The organism is Microbacterium sp. nov. GSS16 (assembly GCF_028198145.1).
Taxonomy (GTDB): Bacteria; Actinomycetota; Actinomycetes; order Actinomycetales; family Microbacteriaceae; genus Microbacterium.
Window position 1 is genome coordinate 1,682,025 of the sequence record NZ_CP116338.1, and the last position, 15,065, is coordinate 1,697,089.

The 15,065-nt window shown below is 68.9% G+C and carries 15 protein-coding genes and 1 pseudogene; 11 read left to right on the top strand and 5 right to left on the bottom strand.

The annotated features are described in order from the left end of the window. The first annotated feature begins 10 nt into the window (after window positions 1-10). The 5 genes from PGB26_RS07995 to PGB26_RS08015 all read left to right on the top strand — a co-directional run bounded on the left by PGB26_RS07995 (window position 11) and on the right by PGB26_RS08015 (window position 5,112). Window positions 11-799, top strand: coding sequence for an amino acid ABC transporter permease (locus tag PGB26_RS07995; protein WP_271637113.1), 789 nt, complete (start codon window positions 11-13; stop codon window positions 797-799). Continuing rightward, window positions 796-1,566: an amino acid ABC transporter ATP-binding protein gene (locus PGB26_RS08000; RefSeq protein ID WP_271637114.1), complete on the top strand. Its 771-nt coding sequence runs from the start codon at window positions 796-798 to the stop codon at window positions 1,564-1,566. The genes PGB26_RS07995 and PGB26_RS08000 overlap by 4 nt, the downstream gene beginning before the upstream one ends. After that, window positions 1,566-2,645 carry a Gfo/Idh/MocA family protein gene (locus PGB26_RS08005; protein WP_271637115.1) on the top strand — a complete coding sequence of 360 codons (1,080 nt, stop codon included), beginning with the start codon at window positions 1,566-1,568 and terminating at the stop codon, window positions 2,643-2,645. The genes PGB26_RS08000 and PGB26_RS08005 overlap by 1 nt, the downstream gene beginning before the upstream one ends. A 2-nt stretch (window positions 2,646-2,647) precedes the next feature. Next, the gene (locus tag PGB26_RS08010) at window positions 2,648-3,823 is read left to right on the top strand and encodes an NAD(P)/FAD-dependent oxidoreductase (RefSeq protein WP_271637116.1); all 1,176 of its coding nucleotides are present in this window, start codon (window positions 2,648-2,650) and stop codon (window positions 3,821-3,823) included. Between the two features lie 257 nt (window positions 3,824-4,080). After that, window positions 4,081-5,112 carry a fatty acid desaturase family protein gene (locus PGB26_RS08015; protein ID WP_442922977.1) on the top strand — a complete coding sequence of 344 codons (1,032 nt, stop codon included), beginning with the start codon at window positions 4,081-4,083 and terminating at the stop codon, window positions 5,110-5,112. Between the two features lie 93 nt (window positions 5,113-5,205). On the opposite strand, the gene PGB26_RS08020 is transcribed toward PGB26_RS08015, so the two are convergent. Continuing rightward, window positions 5,206-5,817, bottom strand: coding sequence for a flavodoxin family protein (locus PGB26_RS08020; RefSeq protein WP_271637117.1), 612 nt, complete (start codon window positions 5,815-5,817; stop codon window positions 5,206-5,208). Between the two features lie 176 nt (window positions 5,818-5,993). Continuing rightward, a pseudogene (locus PGB26_RS08025) lies at window positions 5,994-6,564 on the bottom strand (hypothetical protein); the annotation flags it as partial. On the opposite strand from PGB26_RS08025, the gene PGB26_RS08030 reads away from it, so the two are divergent. Beyond that, on the top strand, window positions 6,555-7,106 hold the full coding sequence (locus PGB26_RS08030; protein ID WP_271637118.1) for a MarR family winged helix-turn-helix transcriptional regulator: 552 nt from the start codon (window positions 6,555-6,557) through the stop codon (window positions 7,104-7,106). The pseudogene PGB26_RS08025 and the gene PGB26_RS08030 sit on opposite strands and share 10 nt — an antisense overlap. 2 nt (window positions 7,107-7,108) lie before the next feature. Here PGB26_RS08030 and pgi read toward each other — a convergent pair whose 3' ends face one another. Next, a complete protein-coding gene (pgi, locus tag PGB26_RS08035) occupies window positions 7,109-8,791 on the bottom strand; it encodes a glucose-6-phosphate isomerase (protein ID WP_271637119.1) in 1,683 nt (560 codons plus the stop codon). A gap of 93 nt (window positions 8,792-8,884) precedes the next feature. Between pgi and PGB26_RS08040 the strand changes: the two genes are divergently transcribed. From PGB26_RS08040 to PGB26_RS08060, 5 genes are all read left to right on the top strand, one after another. Next, entirely contained in the window at window positions 8,885-9,814 is a 930-nt protein-coding gene (locus PGB26_RS08040; RefSeq protein WP_271637120.1) for an aldo/keto reductase, read from the top strand. 14 nt (window positions 9,815-9,828) lie between these two features. Further along, window positions 9,829-10,653 (top strand): sulfurtransferase, encoded by an 825-nt coding sequence (locus tag PGB26_RS08045; RefSeq protein ID WP_271637121.1) that lies wholly within the window; start codon window positions 9,829-9,831, stop codon window positions 10,651-10,653. Window positions 10,654-10,690: 37 nt separating this feature from the next. After that, window positions 10,691-11,065 carry a PLDc N-terminal domain-containing protein gene (locus PGB26_RS08050; RefSeq protein WP_271637122.1) on the top strand — a complete coding sequence of 125 codons (375 nt, stop codon included), beginning with the start codon at window positions 10,691-10,693 and terminating at the stop codon, window positions 11,063-11,065. Between the two features lie 107 nt (window positions 11,066-11,172). Further along, window positions 11,173-11,778 carry a winged helix-turn-helix domain-containing protein gene (locus PGB26_RS08055; protein WP_271637123.1) on the top strand — a complete coding sequence of 202 codons (606 nt, stop codon included), beginning with the start codon at window positions 11,173-11,175 and terminating at the stop codon, window positions 11,776-11,778. Continuing rightward, on the top strand, window positions 11,775-13,013 hold the full coding sequence (locus PGB26_RS08060) for an MFS transporter (protein ID WP_271637124.1): 1,239 nt from the start codon (window positions 11,775-11,777) through the stop codon (window positions 13,011-13,013). Before PGB26_RS08055 ends, PGB26_RS08060 begins: the two co-directional genes overlap by 4 nt. A 112-nt stretch (window positions 13,014-13,125) precedes the next feature. Here the strand turns inward: PGB26_RS08060 and PGB26_RS08065 are convergent, their stop codons facing one another. Next, a complete protein-coding gene (locus tag PGB26_RS08065) occupies window positions 13,126-14,031 on the bottom strand; it encodes an NYN domain-containing protein (RefSeq protein ID WP_271637125.1) in 906 nt (301 codons plus the stop codon). 1 nt (window position 14,032) lies between these two features. Then, complete coding sequence (locus PGB26_RS08070) at window positions 14,033-15,022, bottom strand: Gfo/Idh/MocA family protein (protein ID WP_271637126.1); 990 nt, start codon at window positions 15,020-15,022, stop codon at window positions 14,033-14,035. Window positions 15,023-15,065: the final 43 nt, after the last annotated feature.

Consider the following 15,065-nt stretch of genomic DNA (forward strand, 5'->3'; position numbering starts at 1 on the left):
GGAGATCCACATGGACTGGCTCGACAAGCTCATCAAGACGTTCCTCGATTTCGAGGCGATGTGGAAGGTTCTTCCGCAGCTGCTCGGCACGGGACTGGTGAACACCCTGATCATCTCGGTGGCCGCCACTGTGCTCGGCATCGTCATCGGCATGATCCTCGCGGTCATGGGCGTCGCCCGTACCGCGTGGCTGCGCGTTCCCGCGCGCATCTACACAGACATCTTCCGCGGGCTGCCCGCGATTCTGACGATTCTGCTGATCGGGCAGGGCTTCGCCTCGATCAGCCGGCAGATGTTCGGTCCCTCGCCCTACCCGCTCGGCATCCTGGCGCTGAGCCTGATCGCGGGCGCGTACATCGGCGAGATCTTCCGCGCCGGCATCCAGTCCGTCGAGCGGGGTCAGCTCGAGGCCTGCCGCGCACTGGGCATGAGCTACGGGTCGGCCATGCGCCTGGTCGTGGTCCCGCAAGGCATCCGCCGGGTCCTGCCCGCACTGGTGAACCAGTTCATCGCCATCGTGAAGGACTCCTCCCTGGTGTACTTCCTCGGGCTACTGGTGTCGGAGCGAGAGCTGTTCCGCGTCGGCCAGGATGCCGCGGTGCTGACCGGCAACCTGTCGCCACTGGTGATGGCCGGCATCTTCTACCTCGTGATCACCGTGCCGCTGACCCACCTGGTCAACTACTTCGACAACAGATTCCGCACCGGTCGCCGCAAGCCCACGCCGCCCAAGAGCGGTCTGGAAGAGGTGGCCGAGCAGTCGCTCAGCCCGGTGTACACCCGAGGAGAGAACACATGACCTACACGTCACCCCTGCCCATCACCGAGGGCCGCTTCTTCGAGGGCTCCCGGCTGCAGATCGAGAACCTCCGCATGGCCTACGGTGACATCGACGTCATCAACGACGTCTCACTCACCGTCGAGCCAGGCACCACGACCTGCATCATCGGCCCTTCGGGGTCCGGCAAGTCGACCCTTCTCCGTGGTGTGAACCGACTCCACGAGCCCAAGGCCGGCCGAGTTCAGCTCGCAGATGACGACGCGCTCTCCCTCAAGCCAGACGTGCTTCGCCGCCGGGTCGGCCTCGTCTTCCAGCACTTCAACCTCTTCCCCGATCACACCGCGCAGCAGAACGTCGCTCTGGCGCTGCGCAATGTGAAGCGCATCGCGAAGGGTGAGGCTGAGCGCATCGCGCTGGCCAGGCTCACCGAGGTCGGACTGGCCGAGCGCGCCGATCATCGCCCTCGCGATCTCTCGGGCGGGCAGCAGCAGCGAGTCGCGATCGCGCGTGCCCTGGCCATGGAGCCCGAGGTCATGCTCTTCGACGAGGCGACCAGTGCGCTCGACCCCGAGCTGGTCAAGGGCGTGCTCAACCTCATGGCCGAGCTCGCGCAGCGCGGCATGACGATGCTCGTCGTGACCCATGAGATGGGCTTCGCCCGCAAGGTCGCCGACCAGGTCGTCTTCATGGATGAGGGCCGAGTCGTCGAGGCGGGCACGCCGGAGCAGATCTTCGACGATCCGCAGAGCGACCGCCTGCGCCTCTTCCTCTCGGAGGTGCTGTGATGGCGACGACATCAGCCGAGCCGATCCGCACCGCCGTCATCGGATACGGGGTCTCGGGCCGTGTGTTCCACGCGCCGTTCCTCGAGGCGGATCCGGAGTTCTCGCTCGAAGTGATCGTGACCGGCGACGCGGGTCGCGCAGCGGCCGCCGCGACGCAGCATCCGGATGCCCGAGTGCTTGCGTCGGTCGAGGAGATGCTCGAGGCCGCGGATGACCTCGACCTCGTCGTGATCGGAACGCCGCCGGCCACGCACGCCCGTATAGCGACGGCCGCGCTCGATGCAGGCCTGGACGTCGTCGTCGACAAGCCGTTCACGGCGACCTCGGATGAGGGCCGGGCGCTCATCGAGCACGCGCAGAGGCTCGGTCGGCGGATCACGGTGTTCCAGAACCGGCGCTGGGACGGCGACTTCCAGACGGTGCGCGATCTCGTCGAGACGGGCCGTCTGGGTGCCGTGCGCCGATTCGAGTCGCGGTTCGAGTGGTACAAGCCCCAGGTGCGAGCGAGCTGGAAGGCCGAGGCATCGGCGGCCCAGGGCGGCGGAATCCTGTTCGATCTCGGCACGCACCTGATCGACCAGGCCGTGCAGCTGTTCGGACCGGTCGCGGAGGCGAGGGCCGAGCTGGCCGTCAACCGGCCTGGCGGCCTCGCCGACGACGACGCCTTCGTCGCGCTGCGACACGAGTCGGGCACCATCTCGCACCTGTGGATGAACTCTCTCGCTCCGCAGTTCGGGCCTCGATTCCACGTGCTCGGCTCTCTGAGCGGGTACACGAGCCACGGCCTGGACGGGCAGGAGTCGGCACTGGATGCCGGTGCCTCGCCCGCCGACGAGGACTACGGCGTCACCCCGGCGTCGCGCTGGGGGCTCTTCGGCGTGGAAGGCGACCTGGAGCCGTTGCCGATGCGCCGCGGCGACTACGGCGCGTTCTACCGCGCCCTCGCTGACGCACTTCGCGAAGACGCAGCGCTTCCGGTCGATCCGAGAGACGCGGTCTCGGTGATCGAGATCATCGAGCGACTGCACGCCGAGACGCCGCTGCGTCGCCCCGACCTCTCCGAACAGAACGAAGGATGAAGATGACCGAATCGCAGCCTCTGCACGTCGTCGTGATCGGCGCCGGGATCCTTGGCGCCTCGACCGCGGCCCACCTCGCGCGCTCCGGAGCCCGGGTGACGCTCGTCACTGCGGGCAAGCCGGCCGATGGTGCATCCGGGCGTTCGATCGCATGGCTGAACTCATCGGGCGCACGGTCGACGGAGTACCGCTATCTGCGTCTGATCGGACTCGACCGCTACCGCACCTGGCGCGAGCGGCACCCCGACAGCGCGTCGTACCTGCGCTTCGACGGTGCGCTGAAGTGGGGCGGGGAGGACGAGAGCTTCCGCGACACCTTCGACTACGAGCGCGCAGGCGGATACGACTCGCAGTGGCTCGACCGGGAGCAGGTGGCGACGCTGACGCCGGATGTGGATGCCGACGCGGTCTCGTCCGAAGGAGCGATCTTCAACCGGGGCGAGGGCTGGGTCAACCTTCCCGATCTCATCGCCGCACTTCTCGACGAGGCGAGGGCGGACGGAGCGGAACTCCTCGAGGATGCCGGGGACGTGCGAGTGGACGTGCGCGGCGGTGCGGCTGTAGGCGTCGTCCTCGGCGACGGCACTCCTCTTGCGGCCGATCGGGTGGTTCTCGCCACGGGCGGCGACGTGCCTGCTCATCTGGCTGCCCTCGGCGTCACGGTGCCGGACGCCACCCCCGCGGCGTTCGTCGTCGTCACCGAACCGGTCGAGCCGCGGGTGAGAACCGTGCTGAACACCCCGCGGGTCGCCGTGCGCCCCATGCCGGACGGACGCCTCGTGCTGGACGCGGACTGGGCTGAGAAGTCCATCGTCGTGGAGTCCGACGGGTCGCTCACCGTGCCGGATGAGTCGGTGCGCGGGCTGCTGGAGGAGGGGTCCCGTGTGCTCGCGGGCCATCCGACGCTGGTAGCCGAGCGGGTGGCATCCGGCCTCAAGCCGATCCCTGGCGACGGCGAGCCCGTGGTCGGGTCGGTGCCGGCGATCGACGGCCTCTACACGCTCTTCACGCACTCGGGCGCCACTCTCGGGCTGATCCTGGGCGAACTGGTCGCCGAGGAGATCATCACGGGCAAGCCATCGCCGGTGCTCGATGCCTTCCGGCTGGACCGATTCGCTGACGGCGTCGAGCTGGACGAGGTGGGGATCGGCGCCTGGTCGCCGGTCACGAGCACCTGATCGGGTGAGACGGGAGGGGCGGATGCCGTTCGGCATCCGCCCCTCCCGCGCCTCGACACATGCCTTCCCCTGCATATCGACCCGCGTAGCGTGGGCACCAGCGATCGGCATCCGCCCTTGGCTACCAAAGCTCAAGGGCATCTGATCGGCAGGAGAGCATCATCAGTTCTACTCACATCGACACCGGCGTCGAGACCAGCGCAGCCACCCTCGGACCGATCCGCCAGACCTACTTCGGCACGGCCGAGTTCCCGCCCATGGCGCACGCGTACAAGCAGGTGTCGCAGGTCGTGCGCGAGACCGGGCTGCTGCGGCGGGCCACGTGGTTCTACATCGCCGTCGCGGCCGGCATCGTGCTCGCCCTCGGGGGAGCGGTCACCGGATTCATCCTGCTCGGCGACAGCTGGTTCCAGCTTCTGATCGCGGCAGCGCTGGGCATCATCTTCACGCAGATCGCCTTCCTCTCGCATGAGGCGGCGCACCGGCAGATCCTGAGCTCAGGCCCGGCGAACTTCAAGCTCGCCCGCATCCTCGCGGGCAGCATCGGCATGAGCTACTCGTGGTGGGACTCCAAGCACACCAGGCACCACGGCAACCCGAATCAGGTCGGCAAGGACCCCGACATCGAGGTCGACACCATCTCGTTCCTCGACGAGGACGCCGCGAAGTCGCGAGGACTGATCCGGCTGATCACCCGCAAGCAGGGCTGGCTGTTCTTCCCGCTGCTCACCCTCGAAGGTCTGAACCTGCACTACATCGGGCTGAAGCACCTGTTCACGAAGAAGAAGGTCAAGGGTCGCTGGACCGAGCTCGGCATCATCGCGCTCCGCTTCGCGATCCTCCTCATCCCCGTGTTCCTGATGCTGCCGCTGGGCATGGCGTTCGCGTTCCTGGGCGTGCAGCTGGCCGTGTTCGGCGTCTACATGGGCGCATCGTTCGCACCCAACCACAAAGGGATGCCGATCATCGACCCGAACGCGCGTCTCGACTTCTTCTCGAAGCAGGTGCGCACCTCGCGCAACATCCGCGGCGGCTGGTGGGCGACCGCGCTCATGGGCGGCCTCAACTACCAGGTCGAGCACCACCTGTTCCCGAACATGCCGCGTCCGCACCTGGCCAAGGCACGCGAGATCGTGCGCGACTACTGCGCGTCGAACAACGTGCCGTACACCGAGACGAGCCTCGGTCGCTCGTACGCGATCGTGATCGAGTATCTGAACCGGGTCGGCCTCGCCGCCGGCGCCGATCCGTTCGACTGCCCCGCAGCCACAAGCTTCCGTCGCGCCTGACCGGACCGCGCCTCGCGGCGGCAGCGCCTCGGGGCGGCAGCGCCTCGGGAGACCGCGGAATGTACCGCCCGAGCGTGCCGACGGAGTCCCGGCTCAGACCGCCGGGTACGCCGATGCCTTGAGCGCGCGTGCGAGGTGCGCGGCGTTCGCCGCGGCCGTCTTGATCGTCTGGGCGACCTTCTCGGGTGTCTCGGGCAGATCCTTGTAGTCGGTCGACCCCATGGCCTCGCCGTTCCAGTAGATCGAGCCCTGCGCGGGGATCGTGTACCCCACGTCGTCGAGCGACTGGAACACGATGGCGGCGATGTGGTGTGCGCCGTCCTCATTGCCGACGACGACCGCGAGCGCGACCTTGTCGAACAAGATCGGCCGGCCCTGCTCATCCGTCTCGCTGAGCTCAGCGTCCAGCCGCTCGAGCACGCGCTGCGCGACGCTGGAGTGCTGACCCATCCAGGTCGGCGTGGCGAACACGAGGATGTCGGCGGCGAGCACTCGCTCGCGCAGCGCGGGCCACTGGTCGCCGTCGCCCATGTCGGTCTGCACTCCCGGACGGATGTCGTGATCGACAGCGCGGATGCGGTCGGCGCTCACTCCGTGCTCGGCCAGGGCGTCGAGCACCTGCTCGCCCAGCACGTCGGTGCTCGATTCGGCGGGGGAGGGCTTGAGGGTGCAGTTGATCAGAAGGGCGCTGAGCTTGGTGTCCATGAGTGTCACCGAACCACCCATCAGCACGGCGCGGGAGGGGCTTTCGTGCCGGAGCGCTATGAGCTAGACACCTCGCGTCTCGGCGACGCCGGTCTCGGGCTCGGCGTCCTGCTCGTCCTCCTCGCGTCGCGATCCGGATCCCAGCCGAAGCGTCGCGATCAGCCCCAGAGCGAGGAGCCCCGCTGTCCCAGCGGCACGTCCTTGAGCACCACTCCGGTCAGCTGAGCGGTGGCCAGGCCCAGCCCGATGCCGTAGAGGAAGAGGAAGGGCACCACGTTCGCCCACGACGCCGACGCGGTGATCGCCCACCCGAGCCCGGCGACGCCGACGATCTCGGCGGCGATACCCGCCCGCACCAGGGTGATCGGCGTGACGCGAGAGCCCATCGCCCCTGAGAACCCATTCGCCGCGAACGAGCCGAGGGTCAGCGCGAGCAGCACGAAGCCGGTCTGCAGAGTGTCGTAGCCCACGACGTTCTGCAGCCACAGCGGCAGCGACAGAACGATGCCGAACTCTGGTCCGAGCGGGATGTCGATGCCGAAAGCCCACCGCCACGAGAAATACGTCGTCAACCATCCGCCCAGCAGGGAGTGTGTAGCTCTCCTGCACCCACTGCACCTGCGTCGAGCTGATGCCCAGGTCGTCGACGATCGACGGGATGGCGACGTCGACGATCGTGGAGTCGACGATGATGAGCGACACGGCCACGCTGATGGGCGCGGCGATATGCTGTGCGCATGACCACACGCAGGGAGGGTGCAACCTCTCGCGGGCGCGCGATGATGGATCCTCGCGTGATCGACCCCGGCGAGCAGCTGGTCAGCTTCAAGGGCATGGGTGACGCCGACATCGACCAGGTCGTCCGCGTGCTGGCCGCCCTTCGCGCCTGGCGCGAGACCGAGCAGCGCATCAGCTGGCAGTCGCGCACCGAGATGAAGCTCAACGAGACCGACATGGAGGCGCTGCGCTTCCTCGTCGCTTCGCTGAACAACGGCGTCGTCGTCACCGCCGGCATGCTCGCCGACCACCTGCGCATCTCGACGAGCTCGACGACGAAGATGCTCGATCGACTCGCCCGGGCCGGTCATATCTCCCGCACCCCGCATCCCACCGATCGTCGCGCGGTGATGGTGAGCATCACCCCGCACACGCACGAGCAGGTGCGCGACAGCATCGGGCGAGTGCACGCGGATCGCTTCACCGCCGTCGCCGAGCTGGCGCCCGCCGAGCGCGACGTCGTCGCCCGCTTCCTCGAGCGGCTCGCTCGAGGAGAAGAGAGCAGCCGCTGAGCTCAGTGCTTGCGGTTGGCCTGGTAGTACGCCAGCAGTGCCTTCGTCGACGGGTCCTGGCTCGCCAGGGCATCCGCATCGCCCTCCAGCGCAGGGGCGATCTGCAGCGCGAGCTGCTTGCCCAGCTCGACGCCCCACTGATCGAAGGAGTTGATGCCCCAGATCACGCCCTGGGTGAAGGTGATGTGCTCGTACAGCGCGATGAGCTGACCGAGCACCGACGGCGTCAGCGACGGCGCGAAGATCGACGTCGTCGGGCGGTTGCCGGGGAAGGTGCGGGCGGCGACGAGCGCGCCGGACGTGCCCTCCTCCTCGACCTCCGCCGCCGTCTTGCCGAAGGCGAGCGCCTTGGTCTGCGCGAGGAAGTTCGCGAGGAACAGCCCGTGCACATCACGTCCGTCGTCGGCGAGCGGATAGGCCGGGTTCACGAAGGCGATGAAGTCGGCGGGAATCAGCCGGGTGCCCTGGTGGATCAGCTGGTAGAACGCGTGCTGGCCATTGGTGCCGGGCTCGCCCCAGAACACCTCGCCGGTGTCGGTCGTGACCGGCGTGCCATCCCATCGCACGGACTTGCCGTTGGACTCCATGGTCAGCTGCTGCAGATACGCAGGGAAGCGGTTCAGCTGCTGCGCGTACGGCAGCACCGCATGCGTCTGCGCGTCGAGGAAGTTCGTGTACCAGACGTTGAGCAGGCCCATCAGCACGGGCACGTTCTGCGCGAGCGGCATCGTGCGCACGTGTTCGTCGACCGCATGGAAGCCCGCGAGCAGCTCACGGAACACGTGCGGGCCGAACACGACGGCGAGCGAGAGTCCGATGGCAGAGTCGACCGAGTAGCGACCGCCCACCCAGTCCCAGAATCCGAAGGCGTTCTTCGGGTCGATGCCGAACGCCTCGACCTTGTCGAGGGCGGTCGAGACGGCCACGAAGTGGTGCGCGACGGCGTTCTTGCGGCTCGCGTCGTCGTCTTCCATCACGCCGGATGCCTGAAGGCCTGACCACAGCCAGTCGCGCGCGAGGCGCGCGTTCGTGAGCGTCTCGAGTGTGGTGAACGTCTTCGAGGCGACGATGAACAGCGTCGTCTCGGGGTCGAGATCCGCGGTCTTCTGCGCGATGTCGGTCGGGTCGATGTTCGACACGAAGCGCGCCTCGATCCCGGCATCCGCATACGGCTTCAGCGCCTCGTAGACCATCACCGGGCCCAGGTCGGACCCGCCGATGCCGATGTTCACGACGTGCGTCACCTGCTTGCCGGTGATCCCGAGCCAGTCGCCCGAGCGCACCCGGTCGGCGAACGCCGAGAGCGACGAAAGCACCTGCTGCACATCGGCATCGACGTCCTGCCCGTCGACGGCCAGCTCGGGCGACGCACCCTCCGGGCGACGCAGAGCCGTGTGCAGCACCGCGCGGTCCTCGGTGGTGTTGATGTGCTGACCCTCGAGCATCGCGGCGTAGCGCTCGGCGACGCCGGTCTGCTCGGCCAGGCGAACCAGGGCGCCGACGATCTCATCGGTCACGAGGTTCTTCGACAGATCGACGTGCAGGTCAGCGAGCGGCAGCGACAGGCGCTCGACACGCGTCGCATCGTCGGCGAACCAGCCGCGCAGGTCGGGCGAGAACGAATCCCGGATGGCCGACAGCTCAGCCCAGGCGGACGTGGAGGTGGGGTCGATCGGTGCGCTCATGCAAGCAACGTTAGCGCCGCGACCGCATCCGGGTGCCGCCGATGACGCTGCGCCGCCGGGCCGATAGCGTTGACACGGAACCCAGGAGGAACGATGAAGACGATCCCGTTCGGAACCGGCACCGCCCCCGCGGTGATCGCCGGCATGATGCGCATTCCCGACAAGACGGATGCCGAGGTGCGCGAGCTCTACGACACCGCCCGCTCATCGGGAATCGACTTCTTCGACCACGCCGACATCTATGGCGGCGCCATGCACGTCTGCGAAGACCGCTTCGCTGCGGCGCTGCGGCTCAGCGCCGCCGAGCGCGAGGAGATCGTGCTGCAGACCAAGTGCGGCACCGTGCCGTCGCAGCAGATGTTCGACTTCTCGTACGAGCACATCATGAACCAGGTCGAAGGGTCGCTGAAGGCGCTGCGAACCTCCTACATCGATGTGCTGCTGCTGCACCGCCCGGACGCCCTGGTGGAACCCGACGAGGTCGCCCGTGCGTTCGACGAGCTGCAGGCCGCAGGGAAGGTGCGCGCGTTCGGTGTCTCGAACCACACGCCGCGCCAGATCGACCTGCTGCGCACCTCGGTCACCCAGCCGCTCGTTGCGAACCAGCTGCAGCTGTCGATCACGCACTCGCCGATCATCGCCCAGGGCCTCGCGGCGAATATGGCGGGGGAGGAGCAGAGCGTCGTGCGCGACGGAGGCGGCGTCGTCGAGTACTGCCGCATCAACGGCATCACCGTGCAGGCCTGGTCGCCGTATCAGGCGGGGTTCTTCGACGGCGTCTTCCTCGGCAATCCCGACTACGCCGAGCTCAACGCAGTGATCGACCGGCTCGCGGCGAAGTACGGTGTCACGCCGACCGCGATCGCCACCGCCTGGATCAGCCGTCACCCTGCGCACATGCAGGTCGTGCTCGGCACGACCACGCCGCAGCGGGTCGCGGATGCCGCCGCCGGGGCCGACATCGAGCTGACCCGCGCCGAATGGTACGAGCTGTTCCGCATCGGCGGACACATCGTCCCCTGACGGAAAAGGCCGCCATGCATCCGCTCATCTCCGCCGTCGAGCTGCGCGACCAGCTCGACGCCACTCACGTGCTCGACGTCCGCTGGTCGCTCGGGCGCACCGACGGTCACGAGCAGTACCGTGCCGGGCACATCCCCGGAGCCGTGTTCGTGGATGTCGAGCGCGACCTGACGCGACACGGCGAACCGCACGAGGGGCGCCACCCGCTGCCCGACGACGCCGCGCTCGCCGCGGCCGCCCGCCGCTGGGGAGTGCGGCATGGCGTGCCCGTCGTGGTCTACGACGACGACCGGATGCTTCCGGCCTCACGCGCCTGGTGGGCGCTGCGGCGCGCGGGGCTCGACGTGCGGGTGCTCGACGGCGGCTGGCGGGCATGGCTCACTGCCGGCGGCGAGGCGGAGACCGGCGATGTGGCCCCTCCGGAGGGCGATGTCGAGCTGAGCTCGCCCGGCGACGCGGGCATCATCGACACCCGCTCCGCGGCGACCTGGCCCGATGCGGGGGTGCTGCTCGACGCACGCGCCGCCGAGCGCTATCGCGGCGAGACCGAGCCCATCGACCCCGTCGCAGGCCACATCCCCGGGGCGAAGAGCCTGCCCATCGCGACCGTGCTCACCGAGGACGGCAGGTTCCGGCCCGCGTCCGAAATCGCGGCCGCGTTCGACGCCGTCGGCGCCGAGCAGGGCAGGGCGATCGCCGCCTACTGCGGATCGGGTATCACGGCCGCGCAGCTCGCTCTCGCGGGCAGCCTCATCGGCCGCGAGGTGAGCGTGTATCCCGGCTCGTGGAGTGCCTGGTCGAACACCCCGGGCCGCCCGGTCGCCACCGGCGCGGAGTGACGGCGCCTCGAGCTCGCCGGTCGTCTACTCTGAGACCATGCCGTTCCTGTTCACCCTGATCACCATCGCGCTGATGGTGTTCGCGCTCGTCGACATCATCCGTCGCGACGACAGCCAGGTGCGGTTCATGCCGAAGTTCGTCTGGCTGCTGCTCGTCGTGCTGCTGCCGCTGTTGGGGAGTGTGCTCTGGTTCGCGCTGGGGCGGGAGTACCCCGAGGGCGGCATCCGGCTCGGGCGGCCTGCGCGCCGTGACGCAGCGCCTGCGGCCCCGGTTGCGACGGCGCCACCTGCCGACATGCGCTCGACCGAGCAGCAGATCGCGGACCTCGATCGGGAGATCGAGGAATGGCGGCTGCGGCAGGAGATCGAGAAGCGCAAGAAGGATCGCGGCGACAGCGTCAGCGAGGACTGACCCAGGCGCTGCCGCTCGTAGGCGGCTGATTCGATTTAGTCGCTCTTTATGCAAAGAAAGCATGCAAAGAACTTGTGCATAAAACGACTCGGTGTGAAGCTGTTTGCATGAGCGACGATCACCTGCGCGGCGTCCGCCTCGACGAGCAGCAGATCCGCGTGCTCGCCCACCCGCTGCGAGCCCGCATCCCCGGTCTGCTGCGCACGCACGGCCCGGCGACGGCCACCGACCTCGCCCGGCTGCTCGACACGAATTCCGGGGCGACGAGCTACCACCTGCGGCAGCTGGCCGCGGTGGGGCTCGTGCGCGACACGGGGGAGGGCGTGGGGCGCCGCAGAGAGTGGCAAGCCACGAGCGGTTTCCACTCCTGGGCCCCGTCCGACTTCGACGACCGACCGGATGCCGCAGCGGCGGCGAACTGGCTGCAGCGCGCGTATCTGCGCGACTTCGTCGAGCGCGCCGAGCGATGGGAGGAGGATGCCGCGGGATGGTCGCCCGAGTGGCGCGATCACCTCGGCCTCAGCGACACCGTCGTCGAGGTGACTCCGCCGCAGGCCGATGCGATGCTGACCGAGCTGGCCGAGGTGTTCGAGCGCTACCGCGCCGTCGGCGCCGGCGATCCCGACGCCGTGCGTCTGCACGTCACCACGCACGCCGCGCCCCTCGGCCGCGCGGCGCCGCACGCTCCGAGCGACGGGACGGCGCGGACGTGAGCGGGTTGACCCGCAGGCAGGCCGAGCGGCGGTACGTGCTGCTGACCGCCCTGCGCTGGCTGCCCGCTGGCATCACCTTCGGGATGATCGTGCTGCTGCCGCTCGAGCGAGGACTCGGCCTCGCCGAGATCGGCGTGCTGATGTCGCTGCAGGGCTTCGTCGTGCTCGGACTCGAACTGCCGACCGGTGGCCTCGCCGACGCGATAGGGCGCCGCCCGCTGCTGCTCGCCGGCGCGGCTCTCGCGGTCGCATCGACGTGGGTATTCCTGATGGCCGAGACGTTCGCCGTCTTCGCGTTCGCTCTCGTGCTGCAGGGCGTGTTCCGTGCTCTGGATTCGGGCCCGCTCGAGGCCTGGTTCGTCGACGCGGCTCTCGCCGACGATCCGCACGCCGAGCTCGACGCGCCCCTGGGGCGTGCGGCGGCGGCGCTCGGCACGACGATCGCCCTGGGCGCGGCCCTCGGCGGGGCGCTCGTCGCCTGGCATCCCGTGCCGGGACAGTCAGCCCTCGTGCTGCCCTACATAGTCTCGGCGGCCGTCTACGCCATCTTCGGCGTGCTCGTCGGGATCCTCGTGCGCGAACCGCATCGCGAACGCGTCTCGCTCGTCTTCGCCGTACGAGAGACGCCGCTGGCGATGCGCGGCGGGCTGCGGCTGCTGCGCGGATCGGGCGTGCTGCGTGGCCTGGTGCTCGTCGAGGTGTTCTGGAGCATGGCGATGATCGGGTTCGAGTCGCTGGCGCCGGTGCGGCTCACCGAGCAGCTGGGCTCCGAGAGCGCCGCGGCCGCGGTATTCGGGCCGGCATCGGCGGTGGCCTGGGGCCTGTTCGCGATCGGTTCGTCATCGGTCGCCCTCGTGCGCCGCAGGCTGGGACCGGCGGGCGCGGCCATGGTGATGCGCATCCTCAACGGGGCCGTCGTCGTGCTGATGGGCATCGCCGCGGGGCCCGCGGGCCTGCTCATCGGATACGGCCTCGCCTACCTCACCCACGGTGCGGCGGGGCCCCTGCACAATGCGCTGCTGCACAGACAGAGCGGTGCCGACACGCGCGCGATGGTGCTCTCGGTCAACTCCATGATCGCGGGAGGTGCCTACAGCTTGGGACTGCTCGTTCTCATGCCGCTCGCTCAGACGACGAGCACGCTCATCGCGGTCGTCGTCGCCGGCGGGTTCAGCATGCTCGGCGCGATCGGGTACCTGCCGGCTCTGCGCGAGCAGCGCCGCGCCTCCGGCTGAAGGGCCCGGCGGACAGACCGGATCCGCCGATCGCCGTGCTGCGCAGCGTGAGCGCATGCTCGTCGATACCGACGTCGAAGGCCACCGCGAGGGTCGTCGGCTCGCCGATTCATCAGCTCTCCTGCAGACGGACCAGACGTTCGTGTCCGCTCTCCTCGAGTGCGGCCACGTCATCCCGCGAGCGCAGGAAGTCGTTGAACGACCGGTAGCCGAGCGCCTTCTCGCTGAACGAGGGGTCCATTCTGCGCATCTGCGTCTTCACCGCGGACGCGTGCAGCCATTCGTCGGCGTCGGCCTTATCATGCCCGAGCCGCAGTGCTCGTACGAGCAGCGCGGTCGCTTCGGCCTGGTCGTCCTGCTTGGGCGCCGCGGTGCGCGTGCGGCGCGTCTTGGCGGTGCTCTTCGGTTCGGCCTTGCCCTTCGCGGTCGTCGCGGCCGCGGCTTCGGCAGCCGGGCGCACGACGCCGGGAAGCGAATCGTACGACTCGAACTCGTCGCATGCGGCGGCGAGCGACTTCGCCGTCGATCCCGCCACTCCCACGCCGATCACGTACCGGCCCAGGCGCTTGCAGCGCTGCGCCAGCGGCACGTAGTCGCTGTCTCCGGCGACGATCACCACGTGCGTGAGGTCGGGCAGGCGGAACATGTCTTCGACGGCGTCGACCGCCAGTCGGATGTCGGCGCCGTTCTTCGCATAGGCCGCAGCGGGAAACAGCTGCACGAGGTCGACCGCGCGGGCGACCAGCTGCGAACGGTACTCGGCATTCACCGGAGACGACCAGTCGGCGTACGCCCTGGTGAGCACGAGGGTGCCGAAAGACGAGGCGTAGTCGATGATCGCGCCGACCTCGATCGTCGCCTGCTTGAGGCGCTCGGCGACCTCGGCGTCGTTCGGGTCGTCGGTGATGCGCTGGCGGTCCTTGCCGTAGGCGTTGCGGCCGTGAACCCGGTCGTACCAGGAGATGACGATGTTGTCGAAGTCGAGGTAGACCGCCACGCGGCCGGTGGTCTCTGCCATGTCAGCTCTCGCTCGGGTAGACGACGCCGATCTGGCGGCGGATCTCGTCGAGAGTGCCCATGATGGCCACCGACTCGGCGACGGGGAGGGCGAGCACGGAGCCGGCCGGATCACCGTGGGCGACGGCGCCCTCGGCGGCGAGCGCCTGGTACTGCATGCCTCGGCCGTCGACCCGCGACTCGTACGTCTCGATCACCGTTCCGCCGGCCGCAATCACGCGGAACGAGGTGGGCGTGTACCAGACCCGGTCGATCTCGATCCGCGCGTCGGTTCCCAGCACGACGGCCGTGTTGGGCCCCACCGTCCGCGAGGAGGAGAGCGAGGTCGATATCGCGCCGCCCGCGTGGGTCATGATCGTCGCGACCTCGGCATCCGCGCCCGTCTCGCCCAGGCGGGCCCTCGCAGTGATGTCGGTGGGAGCACCCAGCACGTCCCAGATGAACGAGATCGGATAGATCCCGAGGTCGAGCAGCGCCCCGCCGCCGAGCGAGAGGGCGTTGATGCGGTGCTCGGGGGCTGTGGGCAGGCTCTGCGTGTGGTCGACCGACACCGAGCGGATCTCGCCGAGGGTCCCCTCGGCGATGATCTCGCGCAGCCGCACCATGTGCGGCAGGTACCTGGTCCACATCGCCTCCATCGCGAGCAGGCCCTTCTCTGCAGCGAGCTTCTGCAGGTCTTCCGCCTCGGCCCGGTTGAGAGTGAACGCCTTCTCGACGAGCACGTGCTTGCCGTTCTGCAGCGCGAGCCGGGCGTCTTCATGGTGCATGGGGTGAGGGGTGGCGACGTAGATGATGTCGACCTCGGGGTCTTCGGCGAGGTCGACGTACGATCCGTGTGCGCGCGGGATCTCGAACCGCGCGGCGAACTCGTCGGCTGACTCCTGCGTGCGCGAGCCCACCGCCACCACGTCGAGTCCTGCGGTTCTCAGGTCGGATGCGAAGGCGGTCGCGATGCCGCCGGTCGCGAGGATGCCCCATCGAAGTCCGGTCATGGCTTCAGCGTATCGGGGCGTCCGACATCGACGACCAGGAGAT